At 61.0% G+C, this 22,818-nt stretch carries 19 protein-coding genes and 3 pseudogenes; 8 read left to right on the forward strand and 14 right to left on the reverse strand.

Features of this window, described 5'->3' with window-relative positions:
• From AC0V2S_RS25060 to AC0V2S_RS25070, 3 genes and pseudogenes are all read right to left on the reverse strand, one after another.
• The coding region (locus tag AC0V2S_RS25060) for a hypothetical protein (RefSeq protein ID WP_475512137.1) at positions 1-140 on the reverse strand (140 nt) is incomplete at its 3' end.
• Positions 141-634: 494 nt separating this feature from the next.
• Positions 635-1,341, reverse strand: a pseudogene (locus AC0V2S_RS25065) (type 1 glutamine amidotransferase).
• A gap of 143 nt (positions 1,342-1,484) precedes the next feature.
• Complete coding sequence (locus AC0V2S_RS25070; protein WP_475512091.1) at positions 1,485-1,826, reverse strand: ribonuclease E inhibitor RraB; 342 nt, start codon at positions 1,824-1,826, stop codon at positions 1,485-1,487.
• Positions 1,827-2,671: 845 nt separating this feature from the next.
• On the opposite strand from AC0V2S_RS25070, the gene AC0V2S_RS25075 reads away from it, so the two are divergent.
• Positions 2,672-3,841 carry an integrase core domain-containing protein gene (locus AC0V2S_RS25075; protein WP_475508601.1) on the forward strand — a complete coding sequence of 390 codons (1,170 nt, stop codon included), beginning with the start codon at positions 2,672-2,674 and terminating at the stop codon, positions 3,839-3,841.
• 248 nt (positions 3,842-4,089) lie between these two features.
• On the opposite strand, the gene AC0V2S_RS25080 is transcribed toward AC0V2S_RS25075, so the two are convergent.
• The 3 genes and pseudogenes from AC0V2S_RS25080 to AC0V2S_RS25090 all read right to left on the reverse strand — a co-directional run bounded on the left by AC0V2S_RS25080 (position 4,090) and on the right by AC0V2S_RS25090 (position 7,249).
• Positions 4,090-4,851 (reverse strand): SDR family oxidoreductase, encoded by a 762-nt coding sequence (locus AC0V2S_RS25080; RefSeq protein WP_475512092.1) that lies wholly within the window; start codon positions 4,849-4,851, stop codon positions 4,090-4,092.
• A 1-nt stretch (position 4,852) separates the two neighbouring features.
• Positions 4,853-5,791, reverse strand: coding sequence for an alpha/beta hydrolase (locus tag AC0V2S_RS25085; protein ID WP_475512093.1), 939 nt, complete (start codon positions 5,789-5,791; stop codon positions 4,853-4,855).
• Positions 5,775-7,249 (reverse strand): annotated as a pseudogene (locus tag AC0V2S_RS25090) (flavin-containing monooxygenase). The gene AC0V2S_RS25085 and the pseudogene AC0V2S_RS25090 overlap by 17 nt, the downstream one beginning before the upstream one ends.
• 112 nt (positions 7,250-7,361) lie before the next feature.
• On the opposite strand from AC0V2S_RS25090, the gene AC0V2S_RS25095 reads away from it, so the two are divergent.
• Positions 7,362-8,378, forward strand: coding sequence for an AraC family transcriptional regulator (locus AC0V2S_RS25095; RefSeq protein ID WP_475512094.1), 1,017 nt, complete (start codon positions 7,362-7,364; stop codon positions 8,376-8,378).
• 379 nt (positions 8,379-8,757) lie between these two features.
• Here the strand turns inward: AC0V2S_RS25095 and AC0V2S_RS25100 are convergent, their stop codons facing one another.
• Positions 8,758-9,156: a nuclear transport factor 2 family protein gene (locus AC0V2S_RS25100; RefSeq protein ID WP_475512095.1), complete on the reverse strand. Its 399-nt coding sequence runs from the start codon at positions 9,154-9,156 to the stop codon at positions 8,758-8,760.
• Between the two features lie 177 nt (positions 9,157-9,333).
• Here AC0V2S_RS25100 and AC0V2S_RS25105 point away from each other — a divergent pair, with 177 nt between their 5' ends.
• The 4 genes from AC0V2S_RS25105 to AC0V2S_RS25120 are packed head-to-tail and all read left to right on the forward strand — an operon-like array spanning position 9,334 to position 15,163.
• Positions 9,334-10,515, forward strand: a complete 1,182-nt coding sequence (locus AC0V2S_RS25105) for an ABC transporter substrate-binding protein (RefSeq protein ID WP_475512096.1) — start codon at positions 9,334-9,336, stop codon at positions 10,513-10,515.
• A gap of 3 nt (positions 10,516-10,518) precedes the next feature.
• Complete coding sequence (locus tag AC0V2S_RS25110) at positions 10,519-11,388, forward strand: branched-chain amino acid ABC transporter permease (protein WP_475512097.1); 870 nt, start codon at positions 10,519-10,521, stop codon at positions 11,386-11,388.
• Complete coding sequence (locus AC0V2S_RS25115) at positions 11,385-13,877, forward strand: branched-chain amino acid ABC transporter ATP-binding protein/permease (protein WP_475512098.1); 2,493 nt, start codon at positions 11,385-11,387, stop codon at positions 13,875-13,877. The genes AC0V2S_RS25110 and AC0V2S_RS25115 overlap by 4 nt, the downstream gene beginning before the upstream one ends.
• Complete coding sequence (locus AC0V2S_RS25120) at positions 13,874-15,163, forward strand: amidohydrolase family protein (RefSeq protein WP_475512099.1); 1,290 nt, start codon at positions 13,874-13,876, stop codon at positions 15,161-15,163. Before AC0V2S_RS25115 ends, AC0V2S_RS25120 begins: the two co-directional genes overlap by 4 nt.
• Here the strand turns inward: AC0V2S_RS25120 and AC0V2S_RS25125 are convergent.
• Together AC0V2S_RS25125 and AC0V2S_RS25130 are read right to left on the reverse strand one after the other, a co-directional pair.
• Positions 15,100-15,792, reverse strand: coding sequence for a GntR family transcriptional regulator (locus AC0V2S_RS25125; protein ID WP_475512138.1), 693 nt, complete (start codon positions 15,790-15,792; stop codon positions 15,100-15,102). The two genes, AC0V2S_RS25120 and AC0V2S_RS25125, sit on opposite strands and share 64 nt — an antisense overlap.
• 125 nt (positions 15,793-15,917) lie before the next feature.
• Entirely contained in the window at positions 15,918-17,489 is a 1,572-nt protein-coding gene (locus AC0V2S_RS25130) for a gamma-glutamyltransferase family protein (RefSeq protein WP_475512100.1), read from the reverse strand.
• A 252-nt stretch (positions 17,490-17,741) separates the two neighbouring features.
• Between AC0V2S_RS25130 and AC0V2S_RS25135 the strand changes: the two genes are divergently transcribed.
• Positions 17,742-18,023 (forward strand): BrnT family toxin, encoded by a 282-nt coding sequence (locus tag AC0V2S_RS25135; RefSeq protein WP_475512101.1) that lies wholly within the window; start codon positions 17,742-17,744, stop codon positions 18,021-18,023.
• A gap of 3 nt (positions 18,024-18,026) precedes the next feature.
• Positions 18,027-18,371 carry a BrnA antitoxin family protein gene (locus AC0V2S_RS25140; protein WP_475512102.1) on the forward strand — a complete coding sequence of 115 codons (345 nt, stop codon included), beginning with the start codon at positions 18,027-18,029 and terminating at the stop codon, positions 18,369-18,371.
• Positions 18,372-18,466: 95 nt separating this feature from the next.
• On the opposite strand, the gene AC0V2S_RS25145 is transcribed toward AC0V2S_RS25140, so the two are convergent.
• The 5 genes and pseudogenes from AC0V2S_RS25145 to AC0V2S_RS25165 form a co-directional block, all read right to left on the reverse strand.
• A complete protein-coding gene (locus tag AC0V2S_RS25145) occupies positions 18,467-19,360 on the reverse strand; it encodes a transporter substrate-binding domain-containing protein (RefSeq protein ID WP_475512103.1) in 894 nt (297 codons plus the stop codon).
• A pseudogene (locus AC0V2S_RS25150) lies at positions 19,360-20,117 on the reverse strand (amino acid ABC transporter ATP-binding protein). The gene AC0V2S_RS25145 and the pseudogene AC0V2S_RS25150 overlap by 1 nt, the downstream one beginning before the upstream one ends.
• Complete coding sequence (locus AC0V2S_RS25155; RefSeq protein WP_475512104.1) at positions 20,114-20,773, reverse strand: amino acid ABC transporter permease; 660 nt, start codon at positions 20,771-20,773, stop codon at positions 20,114-20,116. Before AC0V2S_RS25155 ends, AC0V2S_RS25150 begins: the two are co-directional and overlap by 4 nt.
• Entirely contained in the window at positions 20,754-21,419 is a 666-nt protein-coding gene (locus AC0V2S_RS25160) for an amino acid ABC transporter permease (protein ID WP_475512105.1), read from the reverse strand. The genes AC0V2S_RS25155 and AC0V2S_RS25160 overlap by 20 nt, the downstream gene beginning before the upstream one ends.
• A complete protein-coding gene (locus AC0V2S_RS25165) occupies positions 21,416-22,633 on the reverse strand; it encodes a threonine synthase (RefSeq protein WP_475512106.1) in 1,218 nt (405 codons plus the stop codon). The genes AC0V2S_RS25160 and AC0V2S_RS25165 overlap by 4 nt, the downstream gene beginning before the upstream one ends.
• Positions 22,634-22,818 lie beyond the last annotated feature (185 nt).

Here is a 22,818-nt window from a genome sequence, read left to right on the forward strand (position 1 = left end):
TGGAACAGCAAGTCTGCTTCGCGACGGCGTTGAGCCAGTAACTCATCCGGGGTATCCGCCAGCCAACGGGCGAATTCCCGGTAATGCGGACGGCATTCGCCGTTCGCCAGGTACATCTCGTCATAAAAGGTGCGGGTCATGCCGTACTCCTTGTCACCCGGACGTGCATAGCCATTGCAAAGCCCGAGCCATCCGTCTTATTCGTTATAATTCAGTAACTTGCAAATAAGACCCAAGCCCTACGCACCAATATCGCGCATTCTCTTGGCCGCTGTACGCGGCTACGCCCTGTTGCGCGGCAACTGCTGGCCTGGCCTCAAGCGAAACGCTGAGGCAGCCTGTTTCCCTATGACCAGCATAGTCAGGGTTGATTTCAACAAAATGCTTGTGCGGCGGATAATTGCGCCCATCACGCTTACCAGGCGCCGATGTACTCCTTTTTCTTGGCCGACTCCCCTTACGGCCATCCGCTCCCGACCGCTCACGAGGCGGTCGTTTTTTTATGTGCGCCGGTCCACTCTCTCGTTCGCTGCCGCCGTCATCCCAGCGAAGGCTGGGACCCAGACTCTTGTGACGAACATCGTCAGCTGGCCAATTCTGGGTCCCAGCCTGCGCTGGGACGACAGTGCTTTCATTAGAGAGCCGCGAGTTGCAACCACCGCCGATAAAACCCCTCCGCCACCTGATTCAACGCCGCAACCTTGGTTGGCAAATCCTCCAGCATCTTGCTCATCGACTGCTGGCTCGACTGGGTTTCATCAAGCAAATGCGCCCAATCGGTGAGCCACAGCCGTACCAACTCCTCCGTCATTTCCGGGTGGCCTTGCAAGCCGAGCACTTTGTCGCCCCAGGCAAACGCCTGGTTCGGGCACCAGGGCTGGACATCAATCGCTGCGCGCCCGGTGGAATATCGAAGGTATCGCCATGCCACTGGTAAATCGGGAACTCATCCGGCAAATGCTCCAGCCACGGGCTGCCCTCGGCCAGGCTGGACTGCCACAGCGGCTGCCAGCCAATTTCCCGGTACGGCATCTTGTGCACCGCCGCGCCCAAGGCTTTGGCCAAAAGCTGGCCGCCCAGGCAGTGGCCGAGCAAGGGAATATCGCGCGCAATAAAATGCTGCAGCGCAGCAATTTCGGTTTCGAGCCAAGGCAATGGGTCGTTGACGCTCATGGGCCCGCCCATGATGGCCACAGCCTTGGGGGAATCGAGGTCGTAACCGTCGAGCTCGCCCAGATCCACCCGCAATACGGTGAAATCCAGCTGTCGCTCATCCAGCACCCGCGCCAAGTGGCCGGCCGGACAGTAATCAACATGGGTGAGTATCAGAATTTCGCTCATCACTGAACCGCCTCTTATTTTCCACCTCATGAGGCAAACGCCGTGCCGAGGTCGAGTCAGTTCTGTGGAAAAAGGCTACAGAGCACCGGCCAGCCTGAGGGCCAGCCGGTACGTCCTGGGTTTGGCGCCAGATAGTTAACGGGTTAAACGCGCAACCCTTTGAGTTCCTGCGTAACACCCCAGCCGTCCAGAACGCCACCCAACGGGGCGACCATGGACTCCAGGTCATGTTCAAACGCACCAATACCGTCGTAGGTGGCGTACATCACCTTGCTGATCAACACATGCCAGGCACCGTCATCGCGCACGCTTACCTGGGCATTGAGTACTTCGCTGCGGAAGTTTTTCGCCACCATGCGGGCCCGCTCCTCGTCGGGGAATATGGCGTAGAACTCGATTGGGTGAATGCGGGCGAAATCGAAGCCGCCCTCTTTCATACGGCGCAGAACATTACTGCTGATGTCGTTTGTGCTTGCTGTGCCCATGATGCGACCCCCTCACATGCGATGGATGGTTTGACCGCTTTCCCATTGCTGCTGCCAGCTGACTGCGCTGACGTCGCGATGGTCCCGAAGGGCCATCACCTGAGGCTTGCTGCATTTGCTTGCTGCGACATAGAGCGTTTGCGAACGGTGCCTGGAACCGACACCTTGTTTGAGCGTAGTGCCATTACGGGGATTGTGCAGGTTTGGTTACAAGGCTTTTTGACCGGAGGACGTTCACACCAGCAGACGCGAGGTTTTTAATCTGCTTGTGATCTGCTTGTGATCTGCTTGTGATCTGCTTGTGATCTGCTTGTGATCTGCTTGTGATCTGCTTGTGATCTTGATCTGGCTCGTGATCTACCCGCCCCTTGAGCGCCAGGCCGAGCGGAGTCGTTGCGTAAGGGGTCGTAGCGGCCGGGAGCCGCGGAGAGGGATGGGGCCATGGATGGCCCTCAGCCCGGCCCCTGGAGCGGCGACGCAGCGAGGGGACCCGAAGCGCAGCGTAGGGCCCAGGTGGGGGCTAGACCTTTTGGTTTCTTTTGGGGCAATGCCAAAAGAAACTCGCGCGTAAGGCGCGAAATAAAACGCCTAGCACACGCGACAAAGACGACCACTATAAAGCTCAAAGCCAACACAGCGCTTTCGCCGTTAACGTTTTGTTTTTCTACGTTACCGCGTGCGCTGAGCGTTTTTGTTTCGCGCCTTACGCGCGAGGCACTTTTGGCATTGCCCCAAAAGTACCCAAAAGGTCTAGCCGGTACGACTCACCCACATAGGTAACAAATCAGTTCAACCACATGGGTAACAGTTTTTAACCTAGTGGGGTCTCCTCAGGAGGGTGCCCCATGCCGTGGCGAGAACTGAAACCTATGGACGAGAAAGTGTTGTTTATTGCTGACTACCTCAGGCAGGTCAGCAGCTTCACTGCGTTGTGCGAGCACTTCGGCATCAGTCGAAAGACCGGCTACAAGTGGGTGGAACGCTACAACCTAGCCGGTATGGAGGGGTTGGCTGAGCAAAGTCGCCGCCGCCGCGAACAGGTGTGCACCCCCTTTGTTATTCGTGAATACATCCTCGATCTGAGGCGCCGATCTGCCGTTGAGCTGGGACCGAAGAAGATCCAGGCACTGGTGGAGCAGCGATACCCTGGGCAGAGTCCTTCCCGGACCACGATCTACACCATCCTTAAGCAGGCGGGGTTGGTCACGCCCCGCCGGCTTCGTAAGCGGGTGCCCAGCTATCCAAAGCCGCTTAAATCCACCAACGAACCTAATGAACTCTGGAGCGCCGACTACAAAGGCCAATTCCTGACTCAGGACGGGAAGTGGTGTTATCCGTTGACGGTGATGGATCACGCCAGCCGCTTTCTGCTGGCTTGCGAAGGCATGTCTGGCACGCGATTGAAGGAAACCCAGTCGGCTTTTGAACACCTGTTTCGCTGCTACGGATTACCTTCGCGCCTGAGAACAGACAACGGAACCCCTTTCGCCAGCGCTGGCAAAACCGGCCTAAGCCAATTGTCCATTTGGTGGTTACGGCTGGGCATCATTCCTGAGCGAATAGCACCTGGTCGCCCCGAACAGAATGGGCGCCACGAACGCATGCATCGCACGTTGAAACGCGCCGTCACTCACCCCTGTTCTGCGCATATGGCAGAGCAGCAAAAGCAGTTCGACCTGTTTCGTCACAACTACAATGAGCAGCGGCCGCACGAAGCGCTAAACCAGAGCACGCCCAAATCGCACTACCAGAGTTCGCCACGCCCATACCCTGAACGGTTGCCGGAGCCGGCCTATCCTGGCTATGTCGAACCACACCGTGCCGACTGCAGCGGAATCATCAATCGGCACGGCATGCGCATCTATGTGGGGCACCTGTTGAAGCACGAGCTAGTTGGGCTGGAGCAAATTGGCGATGATCTTTGGGCCATACATTTCGGCCCGGTAGTGATCGGTAGGCTGGACGAAAGGGAGCAGAAGGATGGATATCTATCCTTGAAAGTGTCACCCATGTGACTGAACACTTTTGTTACCCATGTGGTTGTCTCGTACAAGCCCCCACCTTGGGTTTTCACTGCGTGAAAACTACCCTCGCTCCGTCGCCGCTCCAGGGGCCGGCGAGAAGGGCCATCCATGGCCCTCACGCCTCTCGCGGCTCCCGGCCGCTCGACCCCTTACGCGTCGACTCCACTCGGCCAGCGCTCAAGGGGCGGACAGATCAAGATCAAGAGCGGGAGATCAAAAGCCGATCAAAAGCTTCGGGCTCACGGTCGGCTAATAACCCCCATCATCCACCGCGTCATAAACGCCGGCGACACCTGCCCCAACCAATACAGCAACTTGAACTGAAAACTGATCGGCCGATGCACCGCCGCGCCATGGGCCTGCTGCCAACACGCCTCAGCCACATCCTCCGCCGCCAGATTCACCCCCAACCGCCTTAACGCCGGCGGCTCGAACTGCTGGCTGGAAACCATCGGCGTGCGCACAAACGGCGGCATCAAATCCCCCACCCGAATGCCATGGGCACGCCATTCCAAGTCCAACGCCTCGGTCAAACCACGCACGGCCAGTTTCGACGCCGAATAGCTGGCCATATGCGGCGTGCCATACAAGCCCGACGCCGAGCTCATATTGATCACCTGCGCACTGGGCGTGGCCTTCAGATACGGGAACGCCGCATGGGTCATATTCAGCAAGCCCAGCACATTGATATTCAAAATGGCCGCATGCTCGGCCTGGCTGATTTGCTCGAACAAACCAAAACGCAAAATGCCCGCGCAGTTGAACAACAGCCGCAGCTGCCCGTTATGCCGTGCGCAGAACTCGCCGATTACTCGCTGCACCTCGGCGCTGTCGGTGACATCCAGCCGCGTATGCCACACACCGCCCAGCTCGGCCGCCAGTTCCGCCAGCGCCGGCTCGTTGATATCCACCAACCCCACCTGCCAACCCTTCGCGTGAAACAGCCGAGCCGTGGCAGCGCCGATTCCGGAAGCGGCACCGGTAATCAGGATGTTGTCCATCTCAGCGCTCCGCCTGGTGAGCGAATTGCTCCTGAATAAAACTGGCCACCCGGCCCAGCGCCAGGTCGGCCACATCCAGCAAACCGGCATGGGCCTGAAACACATGCCAGCAACCGGCATAGCGCTGCAACTGCACCGCCACACCGGCCGCCGTGGCACGCTCGGCAAGGCGCAGGCTGTCGTTCAGCAGCACCTCGTCCTCGCCCACCTGAATCAGCAGCGGCGGCAAGCCGCTCAAGTCGGCATACACGGGAGATAGAAAAGGGTCACGGCGATCTACATGCGCTGGGCAGAACAACGAGCCGGCCTGCTCAATCCACTTCACATTCAACAGCGGGTCACCAGCGGGCGGCTTGTGCAGCTGAGTCAGGCTGGCATCGGTCAGTGGCGAAAAACACACCAACGATGCCGGCAGCGGCAGGTTCAAGGACTTCAATTTCAGCACCAAGCCCAACGCGAGATTGCCGCCGGCCGAGTCACCGCCGAGCACAATCTGGTCGCTGCGATAGCCCTGCTCCAGCAGCGCCTGATATGCCGCCAAGCCATCGTCCAGCGCCGCCGGAAACGGATGCTCTGGCGCTAGCCGATAATCCAGCACACACACCGCCAGCTTGCCGCGTTTGGCCAGGTGACTGGCGATGCCCCGGTGCGTGGATGGCGCGCCGATCAGGTAGGCGCCGCCGTGGAGCCACAGCAACACCTGCTCGGTATCGAGCGCCGGACGGTGCCATTCGCAGCGCAGGCCGGCCAACGTACTGTCTACACGGCGCACTCCGCGTGGGATAACCGCCGAGGTCGTCAGGGCGCGCAAAATCGCGCGCTGCCCGGCAATGGGCATCGGCGGGCGAATCAAGCCGCGGAATAGCAGAATCAGGCTAGTGCGCAGCACGCGGGCCAGAATGCGCTGGCTCATGCGTGGCGGTTCAACGAATGCAGTCATAGTTCGCGAGCTCCGGGCGGCGGGTGTAGTGGCGGTAGGTGAACGTAAAACCCGGCCAGTTCACGGTGTTCTTGCCGCTGGCGGTCTTGTACCAACTGTCGCAACCCTGCTGCCAAATCGAATGGTCGACGGCTTTTTGCAGCGTGTGATTGAACGCGGCCTGCACCGTCGGCTTGAGGTCCATGTACCGTAGCTGATGCTGCTGCAACTGCTGAATGCAGCCGAGCACATAGGCGAACTGGCTCTCCAGCATATAAAGAATGGAGTTGTGGCCCAGGTTCGTATTGGGGCCATAGAGGATAAACAGGTTGGGAAACCCGCTGACGCTGATGCCCAGATACGCCTCGGCGCCCTCCTTCCATGCCTCGTTCAGATCGCGGCCGTTAAGCCCGTTGATCTGCATCGGCGCGAGGAAATCCGTCGCCGCAAAACCGGTGCCGTAAATGATCGCGTCCACCGGCCGCTCCTGCCCGTCTGCCGTGCGCACGCCGGTTTCGGTCACCGCCGTTATTTCGGTATCCACCACCTCCACATTGGCGCGCGCCAAGGCCGGGAAGTAGTCATTGGAAATCAGGATGCGCTTGCAGCCCATCGGGTAATCCGGCACCAGACGTTTTCTGAATGCCGGGTCGGCAATGCTTCGATGCAGGTGCCAACGGAAGGTCAGCTGCATGATCTTCATGACTTGCGGCACCACGGTAAACGCCAAAACCCGCGCCTCGTGCTGCACGTATTTGAGACCACGGTCGATCTTCTGCAACCACGGCAAACGGCGCATTACTGCGATTTCCCAGGGCCGATAAGCGCGGTCTGGTTTGCTGATCACGTAGGCCGCCGAGCGCTGGAAGACATGCAGCTTCGCGACGTGCGGGGCAATCTCTGGAATAAATTGAATCGCACTGGCGCCGGTGCCAATCACCGCGACGCGCTTGCCGCTCAAGTCGTACTCGGCATTCCAGCGCGCCGAATGGAAGGCTTCGCCATTGAAGGTTTCCAGCCCGGCAATACGCGGCAGCAACGGCCGGTTGAGTTGGCCGCAGGCCGTCACCAAGGCCTGGGCGCTGAGCACCGTGCCGTCGGCACAAGTCACCTGCCACAAGCCGGCCTCAGCATCGAACACCGCATTGCTCACTTCGGTATTAAAACGAATGCGTGGACGCAGGTTGTAGGTGTCGGCCAGTTGCTGCTGATAGGCAAAATCTCCGCCTGGGGCGCGAACTTACGGCTCCAGTCGGTTTTGGGGGCAAAGGAAAAGGAATACAGGTGCGACGGCACATCGCAGGCCGCGCCCGGGTAGCGGTTGTCGCGCCAGGTGCCGCCCAGGTCGCCGGCTTTTTCCAGTAGCAGCACATCGTGGATGCCGGCGCGCTGCAGCTGGATAGCCAGGCCCATACCGGCAAAGCCGGCGCCAATAATCAGCACGCGCACGGGCGCTGCTGACGGGGATGTCTTATTCATTGTTGTTATCCCTGATGGTCAAGTGGCTGTAGCCACGGCGCTAAGACTAGAACGCCAAACGCCCGGAGGTTATGGCATAGTCGGCCACCAACTTGTGAGTTTCGGACAAAATATGGCCCCCAGCTGGCCCACCCGCCGCAGCGCCATCAGCGCGCAATTGCTCACCCAATTCGGGCTCGACCAAGGCCTGGCGCTGGCCACCTGCCTGCAAGGCACCAGGCTGGACCTGGCGCAACTGGCCGACCCCGGCGCCGAAATCGACGCCACGCAAGAGCTTCAACTGATCGGCAATCTGGTCGCTGCCCTTGGCCATATTCCTGGCATCGGCCTTAAAGCCGGCCTTCGCTACCAGCTCAACACCTATGGCATCTGGGGCTTTGCCATGCTCAGCAGCGCCACCTTTCGCGCCGCTGCGCAGCTGGGGTTGCGCTACCTCGACCTCACCTACGCCTTCAGCGGCATGACCCTGGAAGAACACGGCGATGAAGCGCACTTTATTTTCGACTCTCAGCACGTACCGGGGGCCTATGCGCGCTTTATTCTGGAGCGCGACCTGGCGGGGTTACTGAGCATTCAGCGCGGGCTGACGTCGGAATTTGTGCCGCTCAAACGGCTGACGTTTACCGCGGCCCAGCCGGCAGATGCCAGCCTGTATCGCGAGCTGCTGGGCGTGGTCCCGGCGTTCGATGCCGCCGATAACCGCCTGGTTTACGACCGCGCCCTGCTCGACCGCCCGCTACCCGGCGCCAACCCGCAGGTGATGCAGAGTTGCGAACAGCAATGTCAGGCGCTGTTGGATAAGCGGCGGGTGCGGTCGGGGTTGAGTGGGCGTATTCGCGATCGGCTGCTGGCCTATCCGGGGCGGTTGCCGGATATGGAGCAGTTGGCGGGTGAGTTGCATATGACCAGCCGTACGTTGCGTCGGCGACTGCTGGCGGAGAACAGCAGTTATCGGCAGTTGCTGGAGGAGGTGCGGCAGGCGTTGGCTGAGGAGTTGTTGGGCACAGGTGGGTTGACGTTGGAGGAGATTGCGCAGCGGTTGGGGTACGGGGAGATGTCGAATTTTATGCATGCGTTTAAGCGGTGGAAAGGGGTTACGCCGGGGCAGTATCGGCGGGGAGGGTTCTAGGGTGCGCTTCGCGCACCTTTGCGATTCTTTGGTGGTCGGTTTTCTTCTTCGTTACCGCGTGTGCTGGGCGTTTTGGTTTCGCGCCTTACGCGCGAGTCACTTTTCTCAATCGCCAGAAAAGTAACCAAAAGCGCTTGCCCCTACCTGGGGTTTTCACTGAGTGAAAACTTCCCTCGATACGTCGTTGCTCCAGGGGCCGGGCTGAGGGCCATCCTTGGCCCCATCCCTCTTCGCGGCTCCCGGCCGCTACGACCCCTTGCGCAACGACTACGCTCGGCCTGGCGCTAAAGGGGCGGGTGAGTCAAAAGCAGGATCACACGCCAGAGCAGAAGCCAGAGCAAAATCCAGAGCAAAAGATCAAGGCTGGTTCTTTGGGTTTTCAGTCCTTCGCTACTCCCGGCTCCAGCATCCACTCTGCGCTGTCGTTCCATACGTCCATCCGGGTGATCTTGCCGTCGCGTACTTCAAAGCGGTCGAGGTAGCGGTTGCCGGAAAAGGTGCGGCCGTCGGGCCATTCGCCGTACAGGGTGCCGTTGGAATACACCACGGTGTGGTCGCCGCGGTCCATCCAGTCGAAGTTGCCGAGGGCTTTTTTTACCCAGGTGTAACGTGCGCCGTTGAAGGCGGTGATGGCTTGCGGGTTGGGCATGGCGCGGCCGCCGGTGAAGGTGATTTTTACGTCGTCGCTCATAAAGGTGGCTGCACGAACTGGGTCCGGCGCCATCGAGGCTTCGAGAAAATTGCTAACAATCTGTACCGCAGCGTTGGTGTCCGACATGGGTAATAACTCCTGACTTCGAGAGAGCAGGCGCGCCTTCGCATGGTGCAGGCCGCCTCACTTTTGCGCAAAAGCGCCATGTGTATGCAGTAGAGGCCGCGAATTTCACGGCCTTCGTGACTGGCATCCTACTTGCTAGCAATAAATATGCAAATGCTAGCAATCAGGAGAATAACGATGGCCGTTCGATTTCCCACGCTGCAACGCCTGCTGCTTCCCATGGCGGCGGCGGTCTCTTTTAGCCTTACCGCCCACGCCGCCGAGCCACCGATCAAGGTCGGTCTGGTGGCCGCGCTTTCCGGTCAGTCAGCCAAATCAGGCGAAGCCCTGACCCGTGGCCTGACCATGGCCATCAACGAGGTCAACGCCAACGGCGGCGTTCTCGGCCGTCAGCTGGAACTGGTGCGCCGCGACGATGAAAGCAACCCGTCCAAAGGCATGCTCGCCGCTCGCGAGTTGGTGCAGCGCGAGAAGGTCACCGTGCTGTTTGGTGGGCTGGATACCCCGGTGTCGCTGGCCATCGTGCCGCTGGCTAACCAGATGAAAGTCCCGTTTATGGGCATCTGGGCGGCGGGCACCAAAATCACTGAGAACGGCGCGGCGGATAACTATGTGTTCCGTGTGTCGGCCGTTGACGAATTGGTCGACGAAGCACTAGTGAAGTACGGCGTCGAAAACGGCATGAAAAAGCCGGGGATGATTCTGATCAACAACCCGTGGGGCGAATCCAACGAGGCCGGCTTCAAGCGCGCGCTGGAAAAACGCGGCCTGGAAAACGCCGGTGTCGAGCGCATTCAAGACAGCGACCTGGACGTGGTGCCGCAACTCACCCGCCTGAAAAACGCCGGCGCCGACACCCTGCTGATGGTCGGCAACGTCGGCCCCTCGGCACAGGTGGTGAAGTCGCTGGATCGTATGGGCTGGGATGTCCCGGTGGTGTCGCACTGGGGTCCGGCCGGCGGGCGTTTCGGTGAACTGGCCGGGCCGAATGCCTCGCGCGTGCACTTTATTCAGACCTACGTGTTCACCGACCACAACAGCGCCAAGGGCGATGCCCTGCTGGCTGCGCTGAAAGCCGCTTACCCACAAATCAAAACCCTGGCAGACGTCACGCCCGCCGTCGGCATCGCCAACGCGTACGACGCCCTGCACCTCGCCGCGCTGGCTATCGAAAAAGCCGGGAGTACCGACGGCAAGGCGGTACGCGACGGTTTCTACGCCATTGGCGACTACGACGGCCTGATCAAGCATTACCAGCAGCCGTTCACCGCCGCCAAGCATGACGCGCTCGGCCCAGAGGATTATCTGTTCACGCACTTTGTAAACGACCAGATCGTTCCGCTGAAGGCCAAGGAGTAAGCCATGTTTACCGCCGCCATTATTTCCGGCCTTGGCCTGGGCAGCATGTACGCGTTGCTGGCGTTGGGGTTTCACCTCACCTACGTCGTTTCGCGCACCGTCAACTTTGCCCAAGGCAGCGCAATGATGGTCGGCGCGGTGCTGGGTTACACCTTTTGCGTCACCTGGAACTGGCCGCTGTGGTTGGCGTTGCCGGCCACATTGTGCTTGTGCGCGTTTTACGGGCTAGTGATCGAACGCTGCCTGGTGCGGCCGTTTCATAGTCGCGGCTCGCAGGCTTGGCTGATGGCGACCGTGGCGGCCGGCATTCTGGTGGACAACCTCGCGCTATTTACCTTCGGCAAAGAACCCCGGCAGTTCGACAGCAGCCTGGTGCACGTCAACATCGAGTTGTTCGGCAGCAATGTCGGCGCCCAGCAGTTGTTGATTCCGCTGGCCGGTGCGGCGATTGCCCTGGTGTTGTTTCTGGTCCGCCGTTTCACGCGCCTGGGCAAAGTGTTGGAAGCCTGTGTGCAGAACCCCAAGGCGGCAATGCTGATGGGCATCAACGTGAACCGGGTGGTGGCGATTGCCTTTGCGGTGTCGACGGTGTTTGCCGCCATCGCCGGACTGCTGATTGCGCCGCTGTTCAGCGTTAGCGCCGAGATGGGCATGTTGTTTGGGTTGAAAGCGTTTGCCGTGGCCATTCTCGGCGGCATTACCAGCGCTGGCGGGGTGTTTGCTGCCGGGCTTTTGTTCGGCCTGGCGGAAGCCTTGATCACCCTATATTTCGGCTCGGCGTTTACCCAGATCGTGACCTTTGCGTTGGTGATTCTGGCACTGGCCACGCGCCCTAACGGGCTGTTCGGCAGCCAGGCATTGGTGAAAGTATGAGTTCGTTCAAAGCCCTAGCGGCACCCGCTTTTATCGCCCTGCTCACAGCTGTTTGCGTGGCCCTGGCATTTACCCTCGACAGTTACTCTCTGCTGGTTTTCACCCTCTGCGCCCTGGCCGCAGTAGTCGGTGTTGGCCTGAATATTCTGATTGGCTTGAGTGGGCAGATTTCTTTCGGCCATATCGCGTTCTATGCCATTGGCGCCTATGTGTCGGCGCTGCTCACCTTGGCCGGTTGGCCGCTGTGGTTGGCCTTGCCCATCGCAGGTTTTGCTGCCGGTTTGATCGGCGCATTGCTGGCGATTCCGGCACTGCGGGTCAGCGGCCCGTATCTGGCGATGATCACCATCGCGTTTGCCTTTGTGGTGCACCACAGCCTGATCGAATGGCGCGACATCACTGGTGGCTCCAACGGTTTGATGGGCATTCCAATGCCCGAATTTGCCGGCCTCGATCCGTCGATTCTCCTGGCCCTGCTGGCCGGCGCGCTGATGATCGGCGCCCTGCTCTTCTACCAGCGCCTCAGCCGCAGCAGCTGGGGCATGGCGATGCGTGCGGTAAAGGCTTCGGAAATTGCCGCGCGCTCGCTGGGTTTTAATCCCGTGATCAGCAAAACCCTGGCCTTTGCCTTGTCGGCTGGTTTCACCGGTTTGGCCGGCGGCCTGCTCGCGCCGCTGCTGATGTTTATCAACCCCGAGTCGTTCCCGTTTTCCCAGTCGATTCTGTTTGTGCTGGCGGTGATCGTCGGCGGCAGCGGCATGCTGTTCGGGCCGCTGATTGGTGCGCTTCTGATTGTGCTGGTGCCCGAATTGCTGTCGAACTTTGCCGAATACCGTCTGCTGATTTTCTCGGCACTTCTGTTGCTGGTGTTGTGGATCGCGCCCAACGGGCTGCTCGGTGCGTTGGCTAAACGGCTGCTGAAACCCACCCGTTTGCTACCCCCAACGCAGATCAATCACGAACGCATCGCCGCGCATCTGCGCAGCCGTGGGCCGGCAACCGGCTTGAAGGTGACCGGTATCGGCATTCGCTTCGGCGGCGTGCAGGCGGCGCAAAATGTGGACCTGCAAGCCTCTGCCGGCAGCATCACCAGCATCATTGGCCCCAACGGCGCGGGCAAAACTACCGTGTTGAATATGATCAGCGGCTTCTACGCGCCGGACGGCGGCCAGATCGAATTGCAACAACCGCTGGCTGGTCTGCCAGCGTGGAAAAGCGCCCGCGCCGGTATCGCGCGTACCTACCAGACCACGCTGTTGTTCGGCGAAATGTCGGTGCTCGATAACCTGCTGGTGGCCATGCAGAAAGGCCGGCTCGGCTTGCCGTTCAGCCTCTCCAGTACCGAGCAGCGCAGCCTGGCGCTGGACCTGCTGGCGCTGGTCGGCTACCGCGGCGAAGTGAATATCGCCGCCGATGACCTGCCCCACGTTGACCGCCGCCTGGTGGAAATCGCCCGCGCCCTGGCCACCGCGCCACTGGTGTTGCTGCTGGACGAACCGGCCGCCGGCCTTAGCCGTCAGGACACCGACACGCTCGCCGTGCTGCTGCGCAAGCTGGCGGACTTTGGCCTGACGGTGATTCTGGTCGAGCACGATATGGCGCTGGTCATGTCCGTTTCCGAACACCTGCTGGTACTCGACGCCGGCAAACCCATCGCCTCTGGCCCGCCGGCTGAAATCCGTCAGAACCCGCAAGTGATCGCCGCGTACCTGGGCGGCACCGAGTACCAGGCCACCCCGCGCGAACAACAGTGGGACGGCAGCCGCGACGCGCGTTTGTATGTAAAAGATCTGGTGATCGACTACGGCGCCTCGCCGGTGGTGAACAAGGTCAATCTGATGGTCAATCCGGGCGAGCTGGTGGCCATTCTCGGCGCCAATGGCGCGGGCAAATCCAGCATTCTGCAATGCCTGGCCGGCCTGCATCGCGCCAGCGGCGGCAGCATTCTGCTGGACGATGAAAATATCGAGCTGGCCAACGCCAGCAGTATCGCAGGCAAAGGCTTGGCGCTGGTACCGGAAGGCCGTCAGGTGTTCCCGTATTTGAGCGTGCGCGACAACCTGCTGCTCGGCGCTTATTCGCGCCGCGACAGCGTCGACACCGAGGCAGAAATCGAGGCCATCCTGGCGCGTTTCCCGCGCCTGCGGGACCGCATCGACAACCCCGCCGGCCTGCTATCGGGCGGCGAACAGCAGATGGTCGCAGTCGGCCGTGGGCTGATGGCCAAACCGAAAATCCTGTTGCTGGATGAACCTTCGCTGGGCCTGTCGCCGGCCATGATCGGCGAGCTATACGACGCCCTCGCCGCCCTGCGCGATGAAGGGGTGACCATTCTTCTAGTCGACCAAATGGCCAACCTGGCGCTGCAAGTGGCTGACCGCGCTTATGTGCTGGAAACCGGCAGCATCGTCAAAGCCGCCAGCGCCGCCGAACTGCGCGATGACAAAGAACTGGCAGCGGCGTACCTCGGCGAAGCGGCCAGCGCATGAGTGCTTTGAAGATCATCAATGCGAGGCTGGGCGACGACGGCGGCATCATCGAGCTGTACGTCGAAAACGGTTTTTTTGTAGCCGCCTTCAGCCCGGCCACCCGCGACTGGGAAACCCTCGATATGCAAGGCCGCCTGCTCCTGCCCGGCCTGATCGAAACCCATATCCACCTCGACAAGGCCTGCATCATGCAGCGCTGCCAGCTGCAAGAAGGCACGCTGAGTGAAGCTATCGCGCAAACCCGCGCCGCGAAGGCCGGCTTTACCGAAGATGACGTGTACCAGCGCGGCGCCCAGGTGCTGGAAAAAGCCATTCTGCAGGGCACCACGCATATGCGTACCCATGTGGAACTGGACCCGCAAATCGGCCTGATCGGCTTCCATGCCATCCGCCGTTTGCAGGCCGATTACGCCTGGGCGATCACCCTGGAAATCTGCGTATTTCCCCAGGAAGGCCTGCTGGATAACCCGGGCACGGAAGAATTGCTCTGCTTCGCCCTGGAGAACGGCGCCACGGTGCTCGGCGGCTGCCCGTATATGGACCGCGACCCCCATGGCCACATCCAGCGCCTGTTCGAACTGGCCGTGCGCTACAACTGCGACCTGGACCTGCACCTGGATTTCGACCTCAACCCCGAAGGCATGACAGTGCATGAAGTGGCGCGCTGCACCCAGCTGCATGGCTGGGGCGGCCGCGTGACTATCGGCCATGTCACCAAGCTGTCGACGTTGCCCAAAGCCGCATTGATCGAACTCGGTCTGCACCTCGCCGAAGTGGGTGTGCAAGTCACCTGCCTGCCCAGCACCGATCTGTTTCTCTCCGCCCGCGACACCTTCCACAACAAGCCTCGTGGCCTGGCGCCGTTGGCTCCGCTGCACGCGTGCGGGGTGACCTGCTCGCTGTCCACCAACAATATCGGCAACCCGTTTACGCCCTATGGCGATGCGTCGCTGATTCGCCAGGCCAACCTGTACGCCAACGTGAGCCAGCTCGGCACGGGGGTGGAACTGGCGCAATGCTTGGCCTGGGTATCCAGCGAATCGGCACGTCTGCTGCGCTTGCAAGACTACGGCCTGAAACCTGGCTGCCGCGCCGACTTTATTGTGTTCGACGCGCACTCGCCGGCAGCGGTGATCGCTGAAATCAGCGCACCGCTTATGGGTTTCAAGGGGGCAAACAGACGTTCAGCCGACCGGCCGGCCAGCTGCTGCAACCGACGGCGTCAGTCGCTTAACGCCTGCTTGAGATTGAACTCCTCGGACGCGCCCTGCTCCAGGGCCAACTGATCTTCCAGTTCATCGAGGTGTTCGAGCATTACGGTCACGGCCTGCTCGTTATCGCCGTTTTCCAGCGCGGTGATGATCTGCTGATGCTCGTCGGAGGCGCACGACGGCACGTCATTGCGCTGATACAGCGCCACAATCAACGAACTGCGCACCATCAGGTTGGCGAGAATATCGCTGAGCACGGTGTTGCCGCTGATTTCACCGAGCAGCAGGTGAAACTCGCTGAGTTCGCGGACGATGGCGCGGCGATCGGTGTCGTTGGTGGCTTTGCGCTCGCTGTTCATATGGGCAGCGACGCGCTGGCGGTGCTTGCGCATGATGGCCGGGGTGATCGCCTCGACAATCGCCCGTTCCACGGCGCGCCGTGCGCTGAAAATATCCCGCGCTTCCTTGGCCGTCGGCTGCGCGACCATGGCGCCGCGGTTGGCCTCGATGGTCACCACTTTCTGCATGGCCAGGCGCTGCAACGCCACCTGCACATGGTTGCGGTTGGCCTGCAGGGTTTCGACGATTTGCGCTTCGATCAAGCGGGTGCCGGGCGGCAAGCGATGCTGGGCAATCGCTTTGAACAGCTTGTCGACGATGCGCTCCACCTCAAGCTGTTTGGCGGTGACAGTGCTCAACCCTATCCTTCCTTCTGCTGTGCTGAACGCCTCATGCCAACGCACAAGGCTGCGGCTGGCGGGCAAGCGGCGGCATTATCCGCCAGCAGCCCGAAGCCGGTAAACATTCATGGCGAGGATCATTGCAAAGATCAATCCAGCTGACCAAGACCGTTACCCTCGCCGCGCGGATCGTGCATAGCGCTGCGCCGCCCACTCGCGTCGATGGCGATCACTCCGGCATGGCCGGTCATCGGGCTGCGCGCGGGGATGCTTTCCACTTCGTGGCCCAGCGCGGCCAGGCCGGCGACCGCCTCCAACGGCATATCGCCTTCGAGCTTGAGATTGTCAGTGCTGTCGAAAAAGCTGCGGCCCAGCAGAAAGCGCGGGGTTTCCAGCGCCTTGTCGATGGGCTGTTCGAAGTCGATCAGCTGGGTGGCCAACACCATTTGTGTCTGCGGCTGACCATCGCCACCCTGGGTGCCGAAAAACCAGCGGCGACCATCATCGGCCAGGTAGCACGACGGGTTGAGCGTATGCGCCGGTCGCTTGCCCGGCGCCCAGCCATTGGCGTGCTGCGCATCGGCGTTAAAACCGGCGGCGCGGTTCTGCCACAGCACACCGGTATCGCCCAGCACGCAGCCCGAGCCGAAATCGTGGAAGAGGCTCTGGATCAGACAGGCCGTGCGCCCCTCGGCATCGGTGGCGGCCATCCACACTGTGTCGGCCGGCTTCCCTGGCTCGTTCCAGGGCGCGGCACGCTGGTCGTCAATGGCTTCGGCGTACGCCCGCACCTGCGCATTCTCGAGGCTCGCGGCAAAATCCCACGGCTGGCTCGCCGGGTCGCACAGCTGCGCATTGCGCCGCAGCAGGCCCTGCTTTATCGCCTCAACCAAGTAGTGGTAGTACAACGCGCTGCCATTGCCGGCGGCGGCCAGCGGCTTGTGCTGCAACGCCGCCATCGCCTGCAACGTGTACAGCCCCTGACTCGGCGGCGCGACGTTATACAGACGGCCCTGGCGATAGCGCACCGAAATCGGCGCCACTTCCAGCGCGCGGGTGGCGGCCAGGTCGGCCGTCGTCAGGCCGCAACCCAGTTGGTCAAACGCCCCGCCAAACGCCTGCGCCAGTTCGCCGTGATAGAAGTCTTCCACACCATGTTTGGCCAGGTGCCGCAACGTGTTGGCCAACTGCGGCTGGCGCAGGGTGTCTCCCTCACGCAGCCATCGGCCCTCAGTCGTGCTCAGGCGATGCAGATCCGGCAAGCGGGCAATCAGCGGCAGCCGTAGCGTTTGCCAGAACAGCTGGGACTGCGAGACCGGCGTGCCGGCATCGGCCACAAACGCGGCGTCCGCCAACAGATCCGCCCAGCCCAATCGCGAGCCCCATTCCTCCCGGCTGATAGTCGCCGCCACTTGCCAACTCTTCAGCGCACCGGCCGTACTGGCGACCGAACCTGGCCCACGCAACGTGATCGCCCCGCCCTCTGGCAAGCGCTGCCCGGCCTGCCCGATACCCACGATGGTGCGCACCTGGCTGTCATGGATCATCCATAGGGCATCACCGCCCAGGCCGGTCATATGGGGGAAAACGGCAGCGAGCATCGCACTAGCCGCGAGCATGGCATCAATAGCCGTACCGCCAGCGTCGAGAACCCGCATGCCCGCGGCGCTGGCTTCGGAATGAGGCGTGCAGATGACCGCACGGGTGGAGGTGGCGAACATTGAATGGGGCTCTCTTTCTGCTAGCGATAAATTTACCTATTGCTAGCAAAGCAAGATACATGCCTTCCGCGCAGCCGGATTAGCCTATCAGCTACAGCCTAGGAGGACGCACCATCGCCCGCTGGCTGAAAAGGCGCAGCGAAGCAGGGAAGCGACCAATAGTGGCCGACACAGCCGTGAGTAAGCTCAAGCGTCCTCCGTCTATCGGCAGACCAACGCATGTCCCACGACAATGACAAATGCATATTACATATGCATACTAGCTTCAAGATTCAGTTCGACCCTATGAAGGCACGCGTCAACTTCGTAAAACACGGCGTCCGCCTGACTGATGGCGAATCGGTTCTTAGCGATCCCAACGCGCTCACCATTGAAGATTACGATCACTACGAACGGCGTTGGGTAACCATCGGCGACGATGGCAGCGGCAAAATTCTGGTGGTGGTTTACACGTACCGAACGCCCAATTACGTGCGGTTGATTTCGGTACGCAAAGCCCTTCCCCAGGAAGCTACGCACTACAACCGGAGGTGACATATGAAAGAAAGCTACGACTTCAGCGATGGCACGCGTGGCCCGGTAATTCCGAGCAAAGGCAAAACCCGCATCACCATCATGCTCGACGATGCCGTTATCCAGGCCGCCCGCGAGCGTGCCGACCTGCAAGGTGTGGGCTACCAGACGTTGATCAACAGCGTGCTCAAAGACGTGCTGTGCACCGCCGACACCGCGCGCTCCGACTCCCAAATTGACGCGCTCGTGCAGGCGGTTGACGCGCTCACCCAACAGCAGCAAGCACTGATGCAGAAAATTGATCGCATGGGCACCTTTGTCGCGGAAACCCAGCCCGCATACGGCGCGCCGGGGCCCGACAAATCCTGAGCGCGACGGCACGCGTAGCCCAGGGACACGTCACTGAAAACGCCGCACAAAAAAAGCCCGCCATTCTCGGGCGGGCTCTTCAGTTCCTATACCACCTAGCCTTCCCACTTACCGCCTTCGACGATGACCGACTTCGGATCGGTGCCGTCCGCCAGTTGGGCGCGCACGTACTGGTCATAGAGTTTGAGCAGGAACTGTTCTTCACCGAGCTTGCTCAGCTCCACGTTCACCCAGTCACGCAGCTCGATATTGCCCTTCTTCACTGCCGGGGCAATCGGCGCTTCGCTGCCCAGTTTGTCGGTCAGCACCCGGTAGCCGGGGTTCTGTTTGGCCCAGCTGAACAGCACCAGGTTGTCCTGGGCGTACGCGTCGCCACGGCCATTGGCCAGGGCTTGCAGCGACTCGGAGTTTTTCTCGAATTTCAGCAGTTTCCAGTCCGGGTGATTCTTGGTCAGCCAGATATCCGCCGTGGTGCCGGTGGTGACGATGGTTGTCTTGTCTGCCAAATCGTCGAGCTTCTGCACCTTGCTGGCATCCGGCACGATGGCTTGCACCGCGACACGCAGGTTCGGGTTGGTGAACTCGACCGCTTCGGCGCGCTCGGGGGTGACGGTCATGTTGGCGAGAATGAGGTCGACCTTGTCGCTCTGCAGGAAGGGAATACGGCTGGCCGGTTCCACCACCACGAACTCGACCTTGCTTTCATCGCCGAGCAAATCCTTGGCCAGGCGCTTGGCGATATCGGTGTCAAAACCTACGTAGGTGCCGTGTTCGTCCACAAAACCGAATGGCGGCTTGTCGCTGAATACGCCCACCACCAGTTTGTCGCGGGCCTTGATCTTGTCCAGGTAACCGGCGCTTGGAGCGGCTTCCTTGGCCGCTTCAGGCGTGGCGTCCTTGCTGGCTTGTTTGGGTGCTTCGGGGTTGCCGCAACCGAGCAGAACAGCGGCCGCGAGCACGGGGAACAACAGGGCAGTTGAACGTTTCATCATGCTTTCCTTTTAGACATGTTTTCCAGGTAGGAGAACTTCTGCAGAAACTGCTGCGCGCGTGCGGTTTGCGGGTTGCTGAAAAAGCTTTCAGGGTCGTTCTGTTCGGCAATCACGCCGCCGTCCATGAACAAAATACGGTCGGCCACCGCGCGGGCGAAGGCCATTTCGTGGGTCACGATCAACATGGTCATGCCGCCCTCGGCGAGGTTCAGAATGACTTCAAGCACTTCCTTGACCATCTCCGGGTCCAGGGCGGCGGTCACCTCGTCAAACAGCATCACCTCGGGGTTCATGCACAGCGCTCGCACAATGGCGATGCGCTGCTGCTGGCCGCCCGAAAGTTCGCGTGGGTAGGCATTGCGTTTTTCCAGCAAACCGATGCGCGCCAACAGCGTTTCTGCCTGGCCGAGGGCTTCGCCAAAGGCGCGTTTTTGCACCTGGAGGGGCCCGAGCAAAATGTTCTCCAGCACGGTCTTGTGCGGGAACAGGTGGTAGCTCTGAAACACCATACCGATGCGCTGTCGCACCGCGCGCCAATCAGTGGCGGCATCGAGCACCTGGCCGGCAAAACGCAGCTGCCCGGCATGGCCTTCTTCCAGGCCGTTCAGGCAGCGCAACAAGGTGCTTTTGCCGCAGCCGCTGGGCCGAGAATGACCACCACTTCGCCGCGTTGCACCTGCAGGTCGATACCGCGCAGCACCTCGGTGGCACCAAAGCGTTTACTGAATTGAGCGAGTTCCAACAAAGCAGTCATGCATGACTCCAACGACGTTCGAGCACGCGTGACACGGCCGACAACGGAAAGCACAGAAGAAAGAAAAAGGCGAAAAGAAAGCCGTAGATCAGCACCGACTCATAGGTACGCTCGATGATTTGCTGGCCCACTTTGATCACGTCCACCACCCCGATCAGCACGGCCAGCGAGCTGGTTTTGATGATGCGGGTGTACACGTTGATGGTCGGCGGCGTAATGCGCTTGAGTACCTGCGGCAGCAGAATTTCCCCGTACAGGCGCGGCTTGCCCAGCCCAATGGCCAGCCCCGCTTCGCGCTGCCCGCGTGGCAACGAATGCAGGCCGCCACGCACCACCTCGCCCACTTCGCTGGCGCCCCACAACGACAACACCAGCACGGCGCAACTGAAGCTCGACAGACTGGCGCCGAGAAAGATCGGCAAGCCAAAAAACAGCAGGTACAACCAGACCAGCACCGGTATCGCCCGGAACAGTTCCAGGTAGATGCGCAGCGGCAATTCCAGCCAGCTGTTGTGCAGGTCGCGCAGTACGCCGTACAGAAAACCGCCGAGGGTGCTGAAGACAATCGACGCGGCGGAAATGGTGAGCGTCTGCCAGGCGCCCTTGGCCAGTTGCGGCGCGGACACCAGCAGCAGATCAAGACCCGAACTGGGCATGCTGCAACCTCCTTTCCACTCGCACCAACAACAACGACAGCGGCAGGAACAACAGCACACAGATCGCCGTCATCACCGCGAGCATTTCGTAGGTTTTGTAATACAGGGCGATATAGCTTTTGGTGGTGTAGAGAATTTCCGGCACCGCGACCGCCGAGACGATGGTGGTTTCCTTCAGCAGAAACACGAAGTTGGCGAACAGCGCAGGCAGGCTGAGAATGCCGGCCTGCGGCAGCACCACGTGGCGCAGCAATTGCCAACGCGACAGGCCAATCGACAGCCCCGATTCGATCTGCGCTCTGGGCACCGCTTCCACTCCGGCACGCAGTACCTCAGTCAGGTAGGCGCCGCCCAGAAAAGTCATGGCAATAATGGCCGCGCTAAAGCCGGACAAACGAATGCCCACCGTGGGCAAAGCGAAATAGATAAAGAACAGCTGCAGCAGCAACGGCGTATTGCGCGCCACCTCGACATAACCCTTTACCAGCGTGCTCAGCCCCCGGATTCGCAACACCAGAATCGTCGTATTGAGCAGCGCCACCAGCAGCCCGGTGGCGATGGCAATGGCGCCCACTTGCAGCGTCACGGCCACGGCCTTGGCAAAGGCCGGCAGTGTCGACAGCACAAACCCCCAATCAAAGCTCATCGCGGCAGCTGCTCCCCTGGCTGCAGCAGCGGCACGTCCACCTGCTGCGTATCGGGATACTTGATGCCGCTGCCGGTGTTCAACACCACCACACGCTCGCCCGCACGAATCCAGCCGGCATCGCGCAGCTTGCGTGCGGCGGCATACAACGCCGCCCCTTCCGGGCACACAAACGCCCCTTCCAGTTGCGCCACCTTGCGCTGTTCGGCGAGCAGCTCGGCATCGTCGACGGCGATGGCATAACCCTCGCTTTCGTACAGCGCACGCAACACCAGGAAATCGCCCAGCGCCTTCGGCACGTTGATGCCAAAGGCCACGGTGCGCGAGTCCGGCCAGAACTCGGATGCCTCGGCACGCGCCTCCCAGGCTTTGACAATCGGCGCACAACCGCTGGCCTGCACAGCTACCAGGCGCGGCAGCGGTTGGTCGGCGGCGAGCCAGCCCAGCGCGCGCAATTCCGCAAACGCCTTGTGAATGCCGATCAGCCCCACTCCGCCGCCGGTGGGATAGAGAATGACGTCGGGCAGCCGCCAGCCGAACTGCTCGGCAATCTCAAACCCCATGGTCTTCTTGCCTTCGATACGATACGGCTCTTTCAGCGTCGAGGCGTCGTATAAACCGCCTGCCGCGACCGCTTCTGCCACCTGCTTGCCCGCGTCGGAAATAAGGCCGTTGACCAGGTAGAGATGGGCGCCGGAAATCGCCGTTTCCAGCCGGGTAATGGCCGGGGCGTCTTGCGGCATTACCACCGTTGCCTCAATACCCGCCCGCGCTGCGTACAGCGACCACGCCGCGCCCGCGTTGCCATTGGTGGGCATGGCCAGGGCGCGCACGCCCAACTCCTTGGCTTTGGAAATTCCCACCGCAGCGCCGCGCGCCTTGAACGAGCCGGTGGGAATGATGCCCTCGTCCTTCAACCACAAATCATCGATGCCAAGGTCGTGGCCGATGCGCGGGGTTTTGAACAGCGGCGTAAATCCCTCTCCCAGGCTGACCACGTTGGCCGGGTCCAGCACCGGCAGCAACTCGTGGTAGCGCCACAAGCTGGCTTCGCGGCCGAGCAGGTCGACGGGCTTCCAGTCCTCGCGCAGCGCCTCCAGGTCGTAAGCGACCAACAGCGGCGCGCCCACCGAGCTCAATTGCTGAGGTTGGCTGGCGTCGTAACGCACGCCGCTTTTGGGGCAATGCAGGTGGGACAGATAGCTATAGGGCATGGCAGGCGCCTGCGCGTTCGTCGCGCGCGTTGATCTAGAACGGCGGGGATCCGCAAACGTTCATGGAGCGGCGCACCGATTGGTCGGCAGGTACGCGTGAGGCCGGAACTCTATCGCTATAAAAATATTAATTTAAATATCTTTTATGCATAAACATATGGCGCCACCGGGAGGGCAAAGCGCCA

The sequence above is a fragment of the Pseudomonas sp. CC11G genome (assembly GCF_056174845.1).